Raw genomic sequence first — 19,427 nt, 5'->3', positions numbered from 1 at the left:
TTACTTCGTAACCCTGTACCATATCAATTAGTGACGTGGTAAATCATCCATTTTCGTATTTTTTTCTAACGGTTCGCCAATATCACTCTGCGTATCCATGTCTTCAGAGGGAATATTACCAGGCATTGTCAAGTGAGGGTCAGGCGCAACACCTGGAAAAGCTTCATCTAAAAGTTGCGGTGTTTCAGCTTCAGGCGACATGTAAGAAACATCACCCTCTGGCGCTTCAGAAAACTGCATATCTTTTTCTATTTCGGCTAAAAGTTCTGGATCGGTCTCTAGGCCTAGTTCGGCCGCTGCTAGGTTGTCATCTTTTATTTGCTGCTTGATAATATTTGATTGATTTGGTTGGGCTGAATCTATTGGCTTATCAACACTTGTTATCGCAGCATTAGGCTCAATAGTTGTGCTTGGCGAGGATACATTGGTATCGTTACTAGTGAAGGGATAAAAGAACAAGACTAAAAAAGCGACAATTACAACGAAGCTTGATATAACACCTATTGTTTTCATTGCTAATTCCTTTTGCCAAGCACTAATCATTCATTTGATACTTGTTATATTACCATTAAACCAATAGCAAGGCACCCCATCTACATCCAAATCGAGGCAATATGAAAAAAAATTTCAGTGTTTTATATAAAATTTCCGGTATTCGTTTTTTTATTGCGCTAATTGTGTGCTTTTCTTATTCAAATGGCGTTCAATCACAACATATTGATAATCAACCTTCTTCTTCTCGGCCCGCAAAAGGCATAAATTTCTTCTATCTTAATGGCAGAGATCAGGAGGACTTAGTCCAAATTGCCGAAAAGCTCTATTTTGGTGATGAGGCCTGCAAAGGAACTCGAGATAACATTGAAAAGCGCTTCGATACCACTATTCGTGAGATCAAAACTGCCGGCTTTGAGTGGGTCAGACTGCTTGTTAGCAAAGACTTTTATCAAATTTATGCGCCGCGCTGCGGTTTCAATATGGATGAGGTGTATCCGGTTTTAGCTAAAAAGCATTTGTCAGTGCTCTCTCACCTTATCGACAAAATTGCCGATAACGGCCTGAAAATAGAGATCGTGCTTTCTGGAGTAAAATGGTTTGCCGAACCAGAAAGCGACATTATCTTTTTCGAATCTGTGCTATCGGGGCTTCCTCTAGAGCACATTCACATGGTAATGCTTGGCGGTGACGTTCAACCTGCTAATGCTAAATACCAAGCTGACTGGTTAAAGAAAGTGCTTCCTCACTTTCTAAATCATAAAAACCCAGAACTAGCTGCTCAGGATTATCTTTTTGATACGGTTACTTATCGCAGTAAAAAGCAAGCGTTAAGCTACATCAAATGGGTGAAAGAGCACTTCCTGAACCTTAAATATCTTCCTGTTAACCTGTATAACCGTTCTTTGCCAGTGGGAAGCAGTTGGCAAGAGTATTCAAAAGCGATCAGTGTATACGTTGATGTATACCAAAGTGCTGGCCTTCCATTGTGGATAGATGAATATGGATTTAGGTTGAGCAATAGCACTGAAGAAGAAAATTACACTGAAAGCGACAGGGTTGAGTACTTAAAGGGGTTTTACCACGCATTGTCGTGCTCGGATAAAGCACCCGCAGCTTATTTTATATGGACCGCGGGAAATGACAGATACCATGCAAATCCAGAAAAAGACCACGATCGTACACCTTTCGGGTTATTCGCTGGTTACAATGAAAATAAGCCAGTCACAACACCAGCTTGGAATGAGGTAGCATTATTTAACACTACCTCATCGTATTGTAAGCAATTCGTTGAAAAGAACTAGCACGAATACAATTAAAAATAAGGCTTTAATACCGACTCATCGACCACTTGCGGCTGATAAGGTTGCGCTTCGCCGCTTTTTATCGCGCTACGAGCCATTTCTACAAATGCCTCTATTGGAATGTCAGCAGAAGCAGAAAGCAAACTTTGGACTTGGTAGTCCCACCAATTCATTTCCATTAACTGGTCGATGATATTTTGGGGGAAGCGATATCGGATAACTTTTGCTGGAAGCCCTCCTACTATAGCATAAGGCGGCACATCTTTAGTGATAAGCGCTTTTGCGGCAAGTATTGCACCATCGCCTATAGTAACTCCACGTGCAATAGTAACATCTTCACCAATCCACACGTCGTTTCCTATTGTTATACCCAGTCCATTTTTCGGTTCTGTATTATTTACTTGAAAGTTTTCGACCTCAGGGTGGTCGGCAAAAAACTGCGCGTTCGTAATATTTTGGCGGTCATAAGTTATGTTCGCCGTGGTAAAACGGCTAATTGGATGGTCAATGCCCATGACTGTCGTTCTAGCACCTATTGAACAATATCGGCCTACTTTCGTGTTGATGGGAAATACGCTGCGTGTAAACGAAAAAGACCCCATAGAGAATAAGAAGCTGCCATTTAAAAAATTACAGTAAGGTTCAATACGCCCATTAGAAGGAAACACTAACTGTTCATTTGGTCTAAACCTTCCTTGCACTTTACAATTTCCAAATGGCGTAAAATAAACACGGTGTTCGTTAAAGTGAGCTAATAACTCGTCACTTACTGTTATTCTGTGGATCACTCGTTCGTCCCTTTCTTATAATTTAATATCGGCTGGTTTTGCATGAAAGCAATGGGTGAATAGTAAATAATAACGAATCACTTATACAGCGCTAAAACATATGAGGTTAAAAGAAAAGCCATTCCTTAAACAAGGAATGGCTTTGTTCTACTTGCAAAACTGCCTGGGAAAATCAAGTACAGCTACTTAGTGGTATTTTATATTGAACTAGGGCTGCAGGTAGTATCCTAACCATTCTCGTTCCGAGGAGTTAAGGTTATTTTGCTCTGGCTGCCTTAACATTTTTTTGTTCCATTGCTCGTAAAGTTTTTTCAGCTCTTCTGCTTTCTCTGGCATTTTTGATATCAAGTTGTTTTCGTCAGATTCTTCATTCGTCAGATCGAACAGAAACTCGTGTTCAGAGCCCATTTTTAGATATTTATAATTACCGAGGCGGACTGCTGACTGATTCCAAAATCGCCAAAAAAGTGGGCGGTTCGCAAGCCCGCTGATATCAGAATCTTGAGTAGGAAAAATATCAACTCCGTCTAGTTCCGACAACATGCTTTCGTCTGCTCCTGCTGCTTTTATCGCTGAATAAAGAACGTCTAGACTTATTACAGGTTGTTCTATGACCGTGTTTCTTTGAATTTCATTTGGCCACTGGACAATAAACGGCACTTTGATACCACCGTCTGTAAGCATCCCCTTTTCACCGAGTAAGGGCGTATTGAGTGACCCATTCCACGCCTCCTTTTCAGAAATCGGAGCATCGGTAAAGTCAAGGCCAACAGGTGCGCCGTTATCGCTGATAAAGGCGATAATGGTATTTTCTAATATACCGTGCTTTTCAAGCTGCGAAACTATTTGACCTACACCTGAATCCACAGCATACATCATCGCCAGCGCGTACCTACGACGATTAGAATCATATTCTGGGAACAATGATAAATAGTCATCTGTAGCCGCTAAAGGAACGTGAGGTGCGTAATGAGCAACGTGAAGGTAAAACGGCTCGTTGTAGTTCATCTCGATGAACTGTGTGGCTGCATCTGATACCACATCAAGTCTGTAGTCAGAGTTATTTACCCACCCTAACGCTGTTTCACTACCTTTTAGATCAAAGTTAGCCCAATATCGGTTTGCATAACCGAAATAGTTGTATTTATAGCCCATGGAAGACGGATAAAACTGCTCTTTAATTGACGAGGGTAATTTTCCTGGGTCGAACTGTTCAATGGGTGTATTTGGGTAATTTTCTCTGAACCATGGCTTTGAATTTTGATCGATTTCTAAATGCCACTTTCCTACCAACCCCGTCGTATATCCCAGTTCCGAAAATCGCTGCCCCATAGTAACCACGTTGGTAGGGATAGGAGTATAGCGATTGTCGTCAACCCCAAAGCGCTGTTGGTATATACCAGAAATCATTGCCGCTCGCGATGGCGTACATTGAGGAGCTGTGATGTACCCGTTCGTAAACAACGCACCTCGAGCAGCTAGTTTATCTATATTTGGAGTTTCAATATCATTAACAATATTGTGAGCACCTACATCGGCGTACCCCTGGTCATCGGTAAAAACAACGACTAAGTTAGGTTTGGAAGGAACTATAAGAGTTTTAGCATCTATACTAAATTCAATGCCAGACTCTGTTAGTAATTTAGCTGTAATGGTAAGAGGTGTGCGCTTTCTTACTTGGGGAGCGACAAAACTAAAAGCACCTTCACCCGCTGCTTGTATATTGGGAGTACTACTTAAGGAAGAGCTCCACGACTGCACTGTAATATTTGATGCGCCATTACTCTTCGTTGAAGCCAAAGTCAGATTGACGCTCTGGTCAGATTTAATTTCTACAGGTAAGGTAAAAGAATACGAGTCCTTTAAGTCTTGTTGACTAGACGAATCATTAGAGAGATTACTTTCTGAATCACCGCCCCCACATGAAATAACTGCTACCAAAGCAACGACTAATATCCCACAACTTTTGATGACTGCCATAAATATCCCTAATGACTACTACTTTGCTACTTGCCAATTATTATCTGTTGGCCTCAACACACCGCGACTTTTAACTGCTGTGCCATCCATCAAATGAACGAGGTTTCTACCAGCAGTTTTGTTTCTCCAAAGAAAATCTACCTTCCCATCTCCGTCATAATCACCCATATTACTGATTTGCCAACTAAGGTCTGAAACTTGATTTATGAGTGAGCTCGTTAACACTTGCCCGCTGTTCATAATATATACCCAGTTTCTTCCATCGACTTGGTTTCTCATTATGATGTCGTCTGTTTCATCGCCATTTAAATCCCCCGCGCCGACAATCTCCCAATTTGGGCTCACTGCTCTTAAACTATATTTTGAAGCAATACTTCCATTTTCCATTATCCAGATATAAATAAGACCCGTATCAAGCTTACGCCAAATGATGTCATCGTCTCCGTCACCATCTATGTCCCCGGTCGCAACTACCTTGAAATTTAAGTCTGTAACCCAGAGTGAAGGCTTACTTATTTCAATTCTACCATTATGCATCAAGTAAAACCATGTATCTCCCCGTTCAACGTTTCGCCACATGACGTCCCCTACGCCATCTCCATTGAAATCGCCGTTGCCTACTATTTGCCATGTTTCCGCTGTAACGAAATTGAGAACATAGCGATTCTTAATGCTCGCGCCATTCATCAGATAAACGAAATTCATTCCAGTTTCGCTGTCTCGCCAAAAAATATCTGACTTTCCATCACCGTCGTAATCACCTAATCCATCCATTGCCCACGTGTATTCTTGTACTACGTTAATCGGAGAAGCTTTAGCAACTGAAGTGCCATCCATTGTCCATAAGAAGTTCCAACCTTTAGCGAAGCTGCGCCAAAGAAGATCTGACTTGCCATCAGCGTTTACATCTTGATTAGATGCACTCCTAATAACGGTAAAGCGGTCATCGTAACCTTCACCAGGACCGAATGTATCCCAGCTATTTTGGGAAAGGTCTGATAAAGGGAATAGGTTTATTCTCCACGGGCCGCCAGTAATCTTTTTAGGGAGGGTTATAATGGCTTGCCAGGTTCCGTCATAAATATCACCATCAATCAGAGAAACACTGGCAAAACCAGAAGTTGCATCATTAATCAAACTAGAAGCACTCAGTAATGGCGTCTCCAAGCCCGAATCGACGTCTCTTAAGTGCATAGTAACTGAGATTGTATCGGCTCCCTGTGTAACGTTTGCTACGCGTTTATCAACCGAAAAACTTAGAAGTTCTGGCGGAGTTTTATCATCATTTTGAGAAATGACCTCAAAGGTAGAGCTAAATTCCTCACCAGGGCCAAAACCAGTAGAATTTCCTGCTTCGTCACTTAGAGGAAATAATACTACTTCCCACAAACCCTCTTGCGAATTTTTAGGGATTGTTAGTGCAGCTTGCCAAATACCGTCATTTTTGTTTCCCGACAAAAGTGAAACATTCGCAAACCCTGCTGAAGCGTCGCCATCGATACTTCTAGCGGTAACTTTCGGTGTTTCAACCCCAGTTCCAGTATCAGTAACTCTCATTCTTACCGTTAGATTAGCCGCACTATCAAATACATTTACAGAACTACTTGATAATGAAAACTCCTGTAGCTTTGGTGGCGTATCGTCTGTAGTGTTAGATATTACGGTAAATGATGCGTCATACTCATCACCCGGCCCGAATCGTCCCCATGAATTAAATGCTAAGTCAGATACCGGAAAAATAGTTACTTTCCACTGGCCTGAAGGAGAGCCAGCACTTACACTGATAACTGCTCTCCAAACTCCATCTTCAATACTCCCAGAATGAAGTGACACTGCCGCAAAGCCTGTAGAGCCTTCATTATCAACGCCACTTGCTGATACAAGAGGTGTTTCAACTCCACTTGGATCTTTTAAGCCAATAAACACTTCCACTGTTTGAGAAGTATCAGTGACATCAACTATTCGAGAAGTTAATGAAAAAGACGTAAGCTCTGGAGGTTCTAAATCTTCAGCCCACGAGTAAGTTGCGAAAAAAACGAAAAATAAACATACAGACAGAACTTTAGATATATCCTTTACTCTAGCGTGTTCCACTACTATCACTTCCTTGTACACTGAAATTTAAGAGATTAAAAAAGAGAGCATATGCTCTCTCTTTTACCGTTTATTTAGCGACTTGCCAAGAATTATCGGTAGGCCTCAATACTCCGCGACTTTTCACCGCAGTACCATCCATTAAATGGATTATATTCCTGCTTGCAGCTTTATTTCTCCATAGAAAGTCTGCCTTACCATCACCGTCATAATCGCCGATATTTCCGATTTGCCAATTTAGGTCAGCAACCTCATTGATTAAGGTACTTGTTGATATTTGACCTTCTTTCATGATGTAAGCCCAGTTTCGTCCATCAACTTGGTTTCTCAGTATAATATCGTCAATGCCATCGCCGTCTAAGTCACCAGCCCCAGCAATTTCCCAATCTGTATTAACAATGATTAGGCTGTATTGAGAACTTATTTCTCCATTCTCCATTAACCAGACGTAAATGCGGCCTGTATTCGCTCTACGCCATATGACATCGTCGTCGCCATCACCATCGATATCACCGGTTGCAGCTACCTTGTAATTAAGATCGGTAACCCATTGTGAAGGCTCACTAGAACCTATACGCCCTTCGTCCATTAAATAGAACCAAGTGTCACCGCGCTCTACGTTACGCCACATTACGTCACCAATACCATCACCATTAAAGTCGCCATTCCCCGTAACTTGCCAAGTGCCGGCGGTTACGAAGTTTAGTACATAACGGCTTTTGATATTCGCTCCATCCATCAAATAGACGAAGTTCATGCCTGTTTCGCTGTTTCTCCAAAAAATGTCAGATTTACCGTCACCGTCGTAATCACCAAGACCATCCATTGTCCAAGTATATTCTTGAACGACATTAATCGGAGTCGCGGCAGCAGTTTGTACTCCATTCATTGTCCACAAGAAGTTCCAGCCTTTATCAAAGCTACGCCATAATAAATCTGATTTACCATCTGCGTTCAGATCATTTACAGGAGCGTAGGTATTTAACTGCTGTGCAGACCAATTCGCCGAATTAAATGGAATATCGCCGTCTCGATAATCATCTCCCAATTCGGGAATTCCAGCCCAAGCCCATACGATACAATCACCGTTTTCATCGGGTTCGATGCAAGCCAAAGTTTCGAAATCTAGTTGGGGAGAAATTAAGAAACCACCGTCTACCCCGAATGAGCAGTCACCACCGTTTTCACTAAATGTGAACCCTTGTACACACACCCAGAAGTCTAATACGTCACCAGATAAGCTCATTCTTGCAGCATAAGCTGGATTAGCAGCTCGTATAGCTAAGTCGCTTGTTATTGCATAGTCAACGCCGGCTAAAGAGGCACTCACAACATTTGCGATAACCACCGTATCGTTATCGTCTAGCAGTGTGCCTTCTACAACAGCAGTTAGTTCATGCCCAGCAGTTCCTCTAGTATTCCCGTCAAACGTATAGGTAAACGTGAATAGTTGAGTTGTAGAGTCTGTTCTTAAAGCATCCTGAGGGAAGTCGTCAGAAACGTCTGGAACACCATCTCCATCTGTATCTGATTTTGTAGGATCTGTTCCTAATGTGAACTCTTCAAAGTTAGTTAATCCATCATTGTCGGCATCTTGATTGGCGTCATTGCTATCTAGGTGATTTAGGCCATAACTTTCTTCGAAAAAGTCCCCCATACCGTCGTTATCATCGTCATCGTCATCAGAGTCTGAGATTCCGTCACCGTCGTTATCACCGTTAAAACCGCCGGCAGTGTACTCTTCTTTGTATTGACTAAGGTCGATTAACTCCAGATAGTTGATACGTGGAGCAATAAACACACCGCTGGTTCCATTGAACACGTCTTCATAGGTACTATATTCTAAGACGAAAGTGAGCCCATTTTCATTAGTAGTTAGTGGAATCCAATTTCTTTCCCTTATTGCATAACTTGCTTCAAAATTTAATGAAATTTTTCCTTCGTGGTTGGTCCACGTCCAACCTGGACTCCCCATTTGGATCACACCATTATTACAGGAAATACCTCTATTAAATGAGCCATCATCGCTGAAGGAATATGCAAATAACATGTCGCAAATGGCCCATCCCTTTTCATTTACTTGGGCTTCTACACGACCGTTGATATTCGCGTTGTAAACAAAGGGAAAGTTTGAGACCAAATTTTGACCAAAGTCTTCCGCTGAGCCATCCATAGCTACTAATTCGCGAGCAAAGCGATACGTTTCTCCATCTGCGCTGACCTCAACAAGAACAGTCCATACCGATTCATTCACTTGTTGGATAGGCGTAATGATAAACAAAACATCGTTCATATTTATCAGAATCTCTTCACTTTTCAGTTCGGCGGTATATGAGTCCTCTAAAACTTGACTTAATAACGTTGTAGGTACACTTGATAACATGAAGATATCGTGAACAATAGAATTTTTTTCATCGTCGAAATGGAAGTCGATTTCATCGACCACGGGAACGCCTGCATATTTGCCCTCTAAGGTGTCGAACGTAATCCCTCGCTCTTCTATGCCAAACTCAAAACGAACATCATCAAATGTATTAGTTGAAAACGCGGAAATTTCCGATTCACCTTGCCAACCACCTTCTATTCCGTTGACAACATGTTCCGGTATGTAGAGTACTTCCTCTACCGTAACGCTAGCGGTAACATCGAAATAACCTTCTGCAGAGTTAGAAAGAGTGTACACGACATTGTCAGTTACGATTGTCCACTGTAAAGATGGCGTTTGCGCTATCAAGCCCTGTTCAAAAGCTGCAACAAGCTGGTCGGCAACTAGATCGCCCCACCGGTCACGATATGTATCGCTGTAAACGTCGTACATTTGGAAAGAAGTACTTCCATGGGACTTATCTGGATAAGTCTGGGTAAGCTGATTTCCGCCAGCTGAAAACACTACATTGTAAGAGGGAACAATTTGCGTTTGTGTGTAATCTGAAAAACTCCATGTACCAGAATCTGATTTAACTAGTATTCCTTCTATTAGAATACCATATTCATCAAGAGTGGTTTTATCAACCGATAAAATCAACGATTCGTTATTTAGTAACTCTTCAAACGTCTGGTAATTTGCGCTATTTACATAAGTGGAAGTTAAAATTAGCGAGAATAGGCAACACTGGGCAAGCAACATGCGTATGCAATTCATAAGGCGTCCTTGTCATTTAATGAATACTAATAGCTATCTTGGAATTATATTAATAATTACCCTAGTATGAGCTGTTTAAATTTTCAACATTATTTTAGACATAATCGCTTCAACTGCCCGACAGTTTTTGCGTCGCTGCCGCTTAATGACTAATGGAATTTATTTCTTCTAAAAATTCTAGCCTCTCTTGTTTACCAAGCCAAGCTTCACGCTTGTGAGACTCTTTACTTATTTTCTTTTTAAGCGCTCTGTTTTTTTCAAGCTGATCAGGGTTTTTGAAAGTAGGCGCATCATCAGAATTTAACCCAGTATTAATTGCTGGATAAACCCACTGCTTTTCTATAGTGCCGTTATATCCCTGACGAATAAATCTTTCTGTCCATTCCACATGCCCGGCACCATAGCCACTAAACCTTGGGTCTAGGTATCCTATATTATCCATCGCATCCTTGCTGCAAGCTGTACATTGCCCTGTAACTAATTTGCACAAGTACGGTGAAGTACTTGAGCCTGTACCTGAAACCACGGCCTCGCCTTTATTTATAATTCGCTTATGCGCATAATTAATGTGACCCCATAAAAGCGCTGCAATCACCCACTCTTTTTGCCAGTCTTCTTTATTTGGTCTACAGTCGTCCTCTAGCAGAATTAACACATCAACTTTTTTGACTTCATTAAGGTAATACAGGGCTCTGTTTTTATTTCGAACAACACCTTTATTCGCGCAATTCGTATGAGGCACGTTATTTTGTTCACACCACTTTACCGTATCGTCTTTACTACCGTCGTCGGCGACAACAAGTTGATAATTACCCGTTGTGAACGCTTTAACGGCTTCAACCGTTTTTGCTAAATGATCTTTCCTGTTAAAGGTAATAACTCCGATCCCCACATTGATCGTTGCTATATATTCGTCTGTAATTGATTCAAACAATTCGGATATAACAGGCCCTTCTGGACGGAGCATTTTGGCTCTTGCTATTAACCAAAAGCTTGTATAGGTGTTAACCTTTCTAAATAGTATTGCTAAATCTCTGAAGACCTCGGGGGCTAGATTTACACTCATTATGAAATGATTAACTGGAAACTCTGCATGATTCAATATTAGGGTAACTAGTGTAGTAATGTCCGTTGACGCTGAGTAGTGAGTAACCAGTTCTTTTGCATTGTCCAGCGAAACTGTGATCTCCGCTTGAGACACACCGTCTAATGTACCACTTTTAAAACCAAGGCGTTTCACGAGGGATTTGTCACTTTTTTCCAGCAGGTTCCGAATAAAAGTCATCTCACTGTCTGATAAACTAGAATTATGGCTTTGAAGGTGCAATTCACTTTTAATAACACCCGAGCGCTCAATCCTATGTTTTTTTGGCATTACGGCATTTAAAAAGAGTCTCGCCTTTTGTTTCGCAGCACCTGTTGCCCTACGGATAGCTGTTTTCTGTGAACGTTTTTTCATTATAAGACTGCTTATTTAATTCGGACGATAGCAAAGTCACATGTATTTTTAGTTGCTGTTGTTCAGCTAACTGTATCTTCAAAAATAATGGTATTTGTCTGCTTTTCTCTGACTTTTACCGTTTGGCCTTTTTTGAAAGAAGTTGGATATCTATAGGCTTTTCCGACGAAGCCGTCGCGGTGAATGTGCCTTTCAGCCGCTAGCGGTCTGTAGTCAGCCAACTTCACTTCATCAACTACAATATCATCTAACAAAATATCAGCAGCAAGTGCACCTTCTTGCTCATAACAACAGCCCCAAATATTAAACTGCATTCCTTTGTCCTTTGGCGCAACGTGTAATTGACCAAATCTGATTAAAGGAAGTTCTTGCTCTACAAAGGACTGATGCAGTTCAAAGCGCTTCAACGCATATTCGTACAAAGCAAAGTCTTGATGATTCATTTTGCGGATAAGAGACAGCTCATCTTCGCTTAGTACATAAGCGCCTGAAGACTTTGCTGAGTTTTTGTTTATATCTAATACTTTGATGTCGGTCTCATAATACTTATTAAACAGCGCAATTGATTCGTCATAACGCTCAGTGATACCAATAAAACCTATTGCGTCTGGCCACACTCCATTTAAAGCTTTCGACTGCATATTGGCAAAGCGATTTTCCTTGATAAAGTCGGCAAAGGTTCCTTCATAACCATGAAGCCTAGAAAAATGCTCGTAATGAGAGCGCACTTGCTGTGCAGGGTTTCGAACAAAAGTCACAACACTTTTTGGCTGAAAAAACGGGGCATATTTGGGATATATCACATGCCCAGACAAAAACTTAGCGTTCTGTTTTATAGTCTTGGCCGCTAAATATCTATCCTTTAGTTCATATTCATATTTTATTATATCGGGATGGGTTTCTTGATTACCCTGGCCATAATCATAGTAGGTAGCATCAGAACCAAAGTACCTTTCTGCAGCAACGCGGAAACTAGAACCAGCGGTTTTGGGAATATGGATAAAAAATAATGGAAAATTGTTATTCATAATACTTCTAAAATTCAGTTACTATTTAAGCGAAAAGTTTTCATGGGTATTGGACAAATTAGGGTTATAAGCTGTGTCATTGCACAATAGCTTGTTCCATTTATCCTTCATATACTCACTTTCTTTATTAAATCGCGCCACTTTCTCTGGCGTATCTTCTTCACCGCGGCTTATCGACTCGTGATGGTAAAGTTCAGCCCACGGGGTAAATAGGTTTCGGTAGCCTGCGGTGTGAACTTTTAAGCAAAAATCTACGTCATTAAAGGCAACTGTTAAGTCTTGTTCGTTTAACCCACCAACCTCTTCAAACACATTTTTGCGGACTAGTAAGCATGCTGCTGTAACTGCTGACATATTCTGTACAAGATGCAAACGGGTAAAATACCCGGGTTCGCTCTTGTGGAAATATTTGTGAGAGTGACCGGCAACGCCGCCTATTCCGAGTACTACTCCCGCATGCTGGATAGTATCGTTAGGGTAATAAAGCTTCGCACCTACACAGCCAATTTCAGGCCTAAGGGCATGCGACACCATTTCTGATAACCAGTCTTCGTTTATAACTTCGATATCGTTGTTAACTAGCCCAACTACTTCACCTTCGGCCTGGGAGACTGCAAAGTTGTTAATAGCAGAATAGTTGAAAGGCTTATCCCATTTTAAAACTCTGAAATTAGCTTTGGTATTAGTGTACTCACTGAAGAGGCCCAGTGTTTTATCACAGGTCGTTTGGTTATCTACAACAATAATTTCGAAGTTCTTGTATGACGTTTTGTCGTAAATAGACTCTAAACACTGTTTTAGAATGTCATACCCATCTCTTGTCGGAATGACCAAGCTAACCAGCGGTTGCTCATTTGGCAACGCCCAATTAACTTTGTATGTATTTGGGTACTTACCTTTAACAACAGAGGCATTTTGACCTAAATGTTCTAGGAAATTCCTTATGGCTTCAATGCCAGCATCTGTCGTGTACGACTTAGCAGAAGCATTAGAGGCTGTCGAGTTCTCAATAACACGCCAGTGGTAAAGAATGAAAGGTAAATGCACAACTTCATCACGCTTAAGGCCGGCCGTCGCCCGCAAAAGTAAATCGTGATCTTGCGAACCTTCTACACCTACTCTAAATCCACCTATCTTTTTAAGCACGCTTGTTTTGTACACTACGGGGTGACATATGTAGTTTTGGCTTAGAAGTAAATCTGGGTTCCAATCAGGTTTGAAGTGCGGCTGATGTCGATTACCTTGCTCGTCTATTTTATCTTCGTCGCCATAAAGCACTTTCGCGTTTGCGTTATCTGTTATAGCTTTCGCAAAGAAGGATAACGTGTGAGCAGGTAACGTATCGTCATGGTCAAGCAGTAGAACGTAGTCGCTAGTTACCATACTTAAAGCGGCGTTACTTGATTTGGAAATATGCCCGTTTTCGCTCAGCAGGTTCAATTTAATATTGGCGTGCTTTAGTGCGTATGACTCTAATGTGCTAATAGTCTCTGCGTTGGTCGACGCATCATCGGCAATACATAATTCCCAATTTTTGTGAGCTTGCCGAAGAACAGAATCGATACACTCTCTCAAATAAATAGGGTCAGTGTTGTAGGTAGGAAGAATAATAGAAAACTTCACTTCTGACTGTTCTGGGGTGAAGGTTTGCTGCATTTTCTGTAACGTGCGCGGCTCGTCGAACTCTACCCAGAACGGATAGCTTTTTTCCATGACGCCTGTGGTAAAAGTCTTATTATATTCTTCGTAAACTGTCTCTATTAGCTTTCCGCCATTTAGCTTACGGTTTGTATCAAGGTATTCTTCTACGTCATCGACATGGCTGAGCAGCCTATATAGTCGCTGTTTCATGTGTCGCATCGCAATGAAAGACGGCACTTTCGATATCATGAACGTGTTCAGAGTAAACTCAGTTTCTGCTTCACAAGGGTCGAAACGAAGCATGGTATTGTTATTTTCAAGATAGAAAAGACGGTTTACAAATTTGGTGCTGTGCCATGGTACGTCAACAGTGGTTAGTTCGCCTTTCTGTAAATTGGAATACAACTTTCCCACGTGCGACTGATGTTTTGCTTCCGTTATTTTGACACGAAGAAGATACCACCCTTTTTTAAAGCTGCGAGTAGGAAGGCGGCGAGCAGGATGAATAATAAACTGCGGATCATCGCCGTTTGATACCCAACTTGAGCCATTACTTTCCGACGTGGTTTCAGTCAACTGGTGGTGAGGGACAATGATTAACTTTTTGGCTAGCCGATACGCTAATCGTTTTAGATTAGATGGCTTTAATACTTTTGATAACAAAATGCGTGAACACCCTATTCCTATGCAATGCTAAACTGCTTTCCTTAATATCGCATGGTTCAGCTACTGAGCATGCAAACCAGCTATTGTCGCTAATAATAACCTATTTCAAATAGTGGCAACACAGGATATTCAGCATTTTAACTTTAAGAGAGCGCCCCTTAAACGAAAAAAGCACCTTACGGTGCTTTTTCAAAATGTCACTCTTAACTATTTAGCAACGCGCCCATATCTATCAGAGAAGCGAACAATATCATCTTCACCAAGATATGCACCTGACTGCACTTCGATAAGCTCTAGCGGAATCTTACCTGGGTTTTCTAGTGCATGAACTGCGCCGATTGGAATGTAAACCGACTCGTTTTCTGTAACTAGCTGTGTTTCTTCATCAATAGTTACGTTTGCACTGCCCGATACTACAATCCAATGCTCGGCACGATGGTGGTGCATTTGAACCGATAGTTTTTCACCTGGCTTAACCGTAATGCGTTTTACTTGGAAACGGGCGCCGCTGTCGATAGAATCGTAGCTTCCCCATGGACGGAATACTTCACGGTGGAATTCAAACTCTGGGCGATGTTCAGCTTTAAGTTTGTTCACAACCGTTTTAATGCTTTGTGCATCATCTTTGTGGGCAACCATTACGGCATCTTTAGTTTCTACTACGATAACGTCTTCTAAACCAATTACAGAAACCAAACGCTGCTCAGCATTTACGTAACTGTTTTTGGTGTTTTCGAGGATTGTATCGCCTACAGTAGCGTTACCGTTTTCGTCTTTCTCAGCAGTTTCCCACAGTGAAGACCAGCTGCCTACATCGCTCCAGCCTGCATCTAGTGGGACCATAGCAGCGCTATCTGTTTTTTCCATCACTGCATAGTCGATTGAATCATCTGGGCAGGTTGCAAAAATATCGTGGTCTACACGGATGAAATCTAGATCTGGTGTTTCAGTGTCGATAGCACGTTTACACACGTCTAGCATTTCAGGGTTATATTTTTCTAGCTCTTCCAAATAACGGCTTGCTTTAAACATGAACATGCCGCTATTCCAGTAGTAACTGCCAGAATCTACATACTCTTTTGCAGTTTCTAGTGCAGGCTTTTCTACAAATTGTGCTACTTCAAAACCTTCGCCCGCTTGCTCGCCCGCTTTAATATAACCATACCCTGTATGTGGCTGGTCTGGAACAATACCGAAAGTAACAAGTTTACCCTGCTCTGCCAGCTTTTCGGCCTTAGCAATAGCAGTGTGAAATGCTTGGTTGTCTTTAATAAGGTGATCTGCAGCTAGGACAAGAAGAACAGGGTCTTCGCCATTAATTGTGGCGTGTAGTGCAGCTAATGCAATTGCCGGTGCCGTATTACGACCAACAGGCTCTAGAAGAATCCCCCCGTGTTGGATATCTTTTTGACGAAGTTGCTCAGCTACTAGGAAGCGGTGTGCATCATTACAAATAAAGATTGGATTTTGAGCTGGCGTGCCTTTTAAGCGAGTAATTGTGTCTTGTAGCATAGTGCTGTCTGATGTGAGAGACAGAAACTGCTTTGGAAGTGCTGCACGAGACTTTGGCCATAAGCGACTACCTGAGCCGCCAGCTAATACTACTGGTTTCATTTGTAATATCCTTGATGTGTGGGTTCTGTGCCCACGTCCTGTTATTTATATATTCTCTGTTTAGTATACAAAGATTTGTATTACGATTAAATGGCAAAGTTGTATTGAGCTACAGTTGAAACAATAGTGTCTTAAAATATGATGATTTAGGTTTAAGGCACATAGATTATGATAGTCTCATTTAAAGTGTTGGAATCAGAGTCGAGACACAGAACTCATTATTCATGCACTTTGACTAACTGTGTCATTCAACAACCCCAATATCTGCTCATCGCTAGACTTAGCTTGGGCCCGAACAGATATACTCGCTTGTTCGACTATTTGCGCTTGAGTAAGCAGTGCGGTTTCTGACGCAAAGTCTGCGTCCGTTATTTGTGAATGGGCGCGGCTTATATTTTCGAAGCCTATCGCATTGTTTCTAATGGCTGATGCCATTTGATTAATTTTCGCGCCGTAAAATGCTCGGCTTTCGCTTACGGACTGCAAAGCGCTATCTATTCGCTCGAGTGCGCTTTCTGCATCGCTTTCGTTCTGTAGTGATGTGCCATCTAACCCAAGGTCAGCTAACGTAGCGGGTGTTTTACTTAGTTCAATGAAGTCAGTGCCAACACCGAGTTGGTTTGTAGCGGTTATGTCTACCGGGCCTAATGTGAAGGTTGGTCCGCCTTCGTTTCCAAGCGACGTCCACGAAGCAGTTACATTGAAAGCACCAGAACCAATTACAGAGATTATTAACGGCTGAGCATTACTTGCGATTGTAAGGGTTTCATTAAGGTTACCACTTGCGTTTTGATCTCCGGTAAATGAAATACTGTTTCCATCTATAGTTGCTGTACCTATAGTTAGCAAATTGCTGTCATCATAGCTCGCTGTTGGTTCATACCCATTAGTTGGTAAGAAGAACGTACTTTCTATGGATGCACTATTTGAAATGCCGTTACTATTCCATGTTCCCGCAGACAAAGGGGTGCCCGCTAAGTGTTTACCATCTACATTAAACAGTTGGATATCGTCATTAGCACCATTATCGTTTAAGTTAATCTGTATGTTGGTAGAGCCTGCGGGAATATAAGCGATAGAGCGCAACCCGCTTGTCATACTTTGAGTGACACCGTTAGTAAATGTGCTACTAAGAGAGGGAACGTTAGCAGAAAGCAAATCGCTGTCATCCACTAGCGGTAAACGATTAAACGCTTCGGTATTGTACGCAATGCCATTCAGTGCATTTTTTAGCTGCTGAAATTCTTTATCCAACGCTGCACGGTCGTTGACATTATTGACTCCGTTCTGCGACTGTATTGCCAGCTGCCGCATTCGTTGCAGTATAGCGGCAGATTCTTGCAGTCCACCCTCTGCAATTTGTGCATAGCTTATACCGTCATTTAAGTTGCGGTTCAGTTGCGTATAGGCTCTTTTCTCTGAAGCAAGTCTATTAGATATTTGAAGTCCGGCACTGTCGTCAGCAGCGCTGTTTATTCTTAACCCAGAACTTAAGCGCTCTAGGCGTGTTGATAAAGCTGTGTTTTGTAAAGTTGAAAGACCTAAAGACTGGTAATTTCCTGTAACCGATAGCACGTTTTTTCCTTAACGCCTTCGCCTTGTTTAATACAGATGTAAACTTAGCTTTGAATAAGTTCTTGCCCTAAATAAATGTTAACAATAAGCATGCCAAATAAATGATGTTTACGGTACGAATAGATAATATTGAGAACAAAACAACAAATACAAAAAAAGGGGCCTGAGTTTTCACTCAGGCCCCTTTTTCTAATCGAGTATTAATTACTCTTCAGTTGCTTCTACTGCTTCTTCTTCAGCTTCTACAACTGGACGGTCAACTAGCTCAACATATGCCATTGGGGCATTGTCGCCAGCACGGAAACCGCATTTAAGAATGCGAGTGTAACCGCCTGGGCGAGCTTCGTAACGAGGACCAAGCTCGTTGAATAGTTTACCTACAACCTCTTTGTCACCAGTGCGAGCAAAAGCTAGACGGCGGTTTGCAACGCTGTCTTCTTTAGCCATAGTGATTAGAGGCTCGATTACGCGACGTAATTCTTTCGCTTTTGGTAACGTAGTTTTGATCACTTCGTGCTTGACCAAAGAACCGGCCATGTTTTTGAACATAGCTTGACGATGGCTGCTGTTGCGATTCAACTGACGACCACTCTTACGATGGCGCATAGTTTTATCCTTCTCTACAAATCAGTTTGATAAAAACCTGATTAATCTTTTTCAGCGATGCTCTCTGGCGGCCAGTTTTCTAGGCGCATACCTAGAGAAAGACCACGAGATGCTAGAACATCTTTGATTTCAGTTAGCGATTTCTTACCAAGGTTTGGCGTTTTAAGTAGCTCAACCTCAGTGCGCTGTACCAGGTCACCAATGTACTGGATAGCTTCTGCTTTCAAACAGTTTGCAGAACGTACTGTTAACTCTAGGTCATCTACTGGGCGAAGCAGAATCGGATCGAATTCTGGCTTCTCTTCTTTCGCTTCTGGCTCAGATACATCACGTAGGTCTACGAATGCATCTAGCTGTTCAGCTAGGATAGTAGCAGAACGGCGGATCGCTTCTTCAGGATCCAAAGTACCGTTCGTCTCCATGTCGATGATTAGTTTGTCAAGGTCTGTGCGCTGTTCAACACGTGCAGACTCAACAGTGTAAGCAATACGTTCAACTGGGCTGTATGAAGCGTCTACTAACAAACGACCAATTGGACGATCATCTTCTTCAGAGGAGCGACGGGTAGAAGCAGGTACATAACCACGGCCCATTTCTACTTTAATGCGCATGCTGATTTCAGCTTCGCCAGTTAAAGTACAAATTACATGCTCAGGGTTTGCAATTTCTACGTCGCCATCATGCTGAATATCACCAGCAACAACAGGGCCAGCGCCAGATTTCACTAGAGTTAGGGTTGCCTCAGTTTTACCTTCAAGGCGAACCGCTAAACCTTTAAGGTTTAGCAAAATCTCAATTACGTCTTCCTGAACACCTTCTTTGGTGCTGTACTCGTGAAGAACGCCGTCAATTTCTACCTCGGTAACTGCACATCCTGGCATAGATGACAGTAAAATACGACGTAGGGCGTTACCTAGAGTGTGGCCAAAGCCGCGCTCTAGTGGTTCCAAAGTTACTTTGGCACGAGTAGGAGAAACGTTTTCGATCTCAACTAATCTCGGTTTTAGGAATTCAGTCACAGAACCCACAATGCTTCCT

12 protein-coding genes and 1 pseudogene are annotated in these 19,427 nt (G+C 42.0%); 1 reads left to right on the top strand and 12 read right to left on the bottom strand.

Annotated elements, in window-relative coordinates:
- Positions 1 to 27: 27 nt before the first annotated feature.
- Positions 28 to 513, bottom strand: a complete 486-nt coding sequence (locus tag ACXAGV_RS06150) for a hypothetical protein (protein ID WP_474872477.1) — start codon at positions 511 to 513, stop codon at positions 28 to 30.
- A 101-nt stretch (positions 514 to 614) separates the two neighbouring features.
- On the opposite strand from ACXAGV_RS06150, the gene ACXAGV_RS06145 reads away from it, so the two are divergent.
- On the top strand, positions 615 to 1,796 hold the full coding sequence (locus tag ACXAGV_RS06145) for a hypothetical protein (protein WP_474872476.1): 1,182 nt from the start codon (positions 615 to 617) through the stop codon (positions 1,794 to 1,796).
- 11 nt (positions 1,797 to 1,807) lie between these two features.
- On the opposite strand, the pseudogene ACXAGV_RS06140 reads toward ACXAGV_RS06145, so the two are convergent.
- The 11 genes and pseudogenes from ACXAGV_RS06140 to ACXAGV_RS06090 all read right to left on the bottom strand — a co-directional run.
- Positions 1,808 to 2,164: pseudogene (locus ACXAGV_RS06140) on the bottom strand (CatB-related O-acetyltransferase); the annotation flags it as partial.
- A gap of 627 nt (positions 2,165 to 2,791) precedes the next feature.
- The gene (locus tag ACXAGV_RS06135) at positions 2,792 to 4,564 is read right to left on the bottom strand and encodes a sulfatase-like hydrolase/transferase (protein ID WP_474872475.1); all 1,773 of its coding nucleotides are present in this window, start codon (positions 4,562 to 4,564) and stop codon (positions 2,792 to 2,794) included.
- Positions 4,565 to 4,582: 18 nt separating this feature from the next.
- A complete protein-coding gene (locus ACXAGV_RS06130) occupies positions 4,583 to 6,658 on the bottom strand; it encodes an FG-GAP repeat domain-containing protein (protein WP_474872474.1) in 2,076 nt (691 codons plus the stop codon).
- A 70-nt stretch (positions 6,659 to 6,728) separates the two neighbouring features.
- Complete coding sequence (locus ACXAGV_RS06125) at positions 6,729 to 9,800, bottom strand: FG-GAP-like repeat-containing protein (protein ID WP_474872473.1); 3,072 nt, start codon at positions 9,798 to 9,800, stop codon at positions 6,729 to 6,731.
- 142 nt (positions 9,801 to 9,942) lie between these two features.
- Positions 9,943 to 11,259: a glycosyltransferase family 2 protein gene (locus ACXAGV_RS06120; protein WP_474872472.1), complete on the bottom strand. Its 1,317-nt coding sequence runs from the start codon at positions 11,257 to 11,259 to the stop codon at positions 9,943 to 9,945.
- 62 nt (positions 11,260 to 11,321) lie between these two features.
- The gene (locus ACXAGV_RS06115; RefSeq protein ID WP_474872471.1) at positions 11,322 to 12,287 is read right to left on the bottom strand and encodes a hypothetical protein; all 966 of its coding nucleotides are present in this window, start codon (positions 12,285 to 12,287) and stop codon (positions 11,322 to 11,324) included.
- Between the two features lie 21 nt (positions 12,288 to 12,308).
- Positions 12,309 to 14,591, bottom strand: coding sequence for a glycosyltransferase family 2 protein (locus tag ACXAGV_RS06110; protein ID WP_474872470.1), 2,283 nt, complete (start codon positions 14,589 to 14,591; stop codon positions 12,309 to 12,311).
- Between the two features lie 210 nt (positions 14,592 to 14,801).
- Positions 14,802 to 16,208 carry a mannose-1-phosphate guanylyltransferase/mannose-6-phosphate isomerase gene (locus tag ACXAGV_RS06105; protein ID WP_474872469.1) on the bottom strand — a complete coding sequence of 469 codons (1,407 nt, stop codon included), beginning with the start codon at positions 16,206 to 16,208 and terminating at the stop codon, positions 14,802 to 14,804.
- Between the two features lie 222 nt (positions 16,209 to 16,430).
- The gene (locus ACXAGV_RS06100) at positions 16,431 to 17,783 is read right to left on the bottom strand and encodes a flagellin N-terminal helical domain-containing protein (RefSeq protein WP_474872468.1); all 1,353 of its coding nucleotides are present in this window, start codon (positions 17,781 to 17,783) and stop codon (positions 16,431 to 16,433) included.
- 204 nt (positions 17,784 to 17,987) lie between these two features.
- Entirely contained in the window at positions 17,988 to 18,389 is a 402-nt protein-coding gene (gene rplQ, locus ACXAGV_RS06095) for a 50S ribosomal protein L17 (RefSeq protein WP_012519212.1), read from the bottom strand.
- A 41-nt stretch (positions 18,390 to 18,430) separates the two neighbouring features.
- Entirely contained in the window at positions 18,431 to 19,420 is a 990-nt protein-coding gene (locus tag ACXAGV_RS06090; protein WP_334059942.1) for a DNA-directed RNA polymerase subunit alpha, read from the bottom strand.
- Positions 19,421 to 19,427: the final 7 nt, after the last annotated feature.

The organism is Alteromonas sp. ABH4_453, from assembly GCF_056160665.1.
This window is presented reverse-complemented; position numbering and strand designations above follow the sequence as displayed.

Bases quoted from the DNA above. Each gene is read 5' to 3' on its own strand.
- ACXAGV_RS06150 (WP_474872477.1), bottom strand. From the start codon at position 513: ATGAAAACAATAGGTGTTATATCAAGCTTCGTTGTAATTGTCGCTTTT.
- ACXAGV_RS06145 (WP_474872476.1), top strand. From the start codon at position 615: ATGAAAAAAAATTTCAGTGTTTTATATAAAATTTCCGGTATTCGTTTT.
- ACXAGV_RS06135 (WP_474872475.1), bottom strand. From the start codon at position 4,564: ATGGCAGTCATCAAAAGTTGTGGGATATTAGTCGTTGCTTTGGTAGCA.
- ACXAGV_RS06125 (WP_474872473.1), bottom strand. From the start codon at position 9,800: ATGAATTGCATACGCATGTTGCTTGCCCAGTGTTGCCTATTCTCGCTA.
- ACXAGV_RS06120 (WP_474872472.1), bottom strand. From the start codon at position 11,259: ATGAAAAAACGTTCACAGAAAACAGCTATCCGTAGGGCAACAGGTGCT.
- ACXAGV_RS06115 (WP_474872471.1), bottom strand. From the start codon at position 12,287: ATGAATAACAATTTTCCATTATTTTTTATCCATATTCCCAAAACCGCT.
- ACXAGV_RS06105 (WP_474872469.1), bottom strand. From the start codon at position 16,208: ATGAAACCAGTAGTATTAGCTGGCGGCTCAGGTAGTCGCTTATGGCCA.
- rplQ (WP_012519212.1), bottom strand. From the start codon at position 18,389: ATGCGCCATCGTAAGAGTGGTCGTCAGTTGAATCGCAACAGCAGCCAT.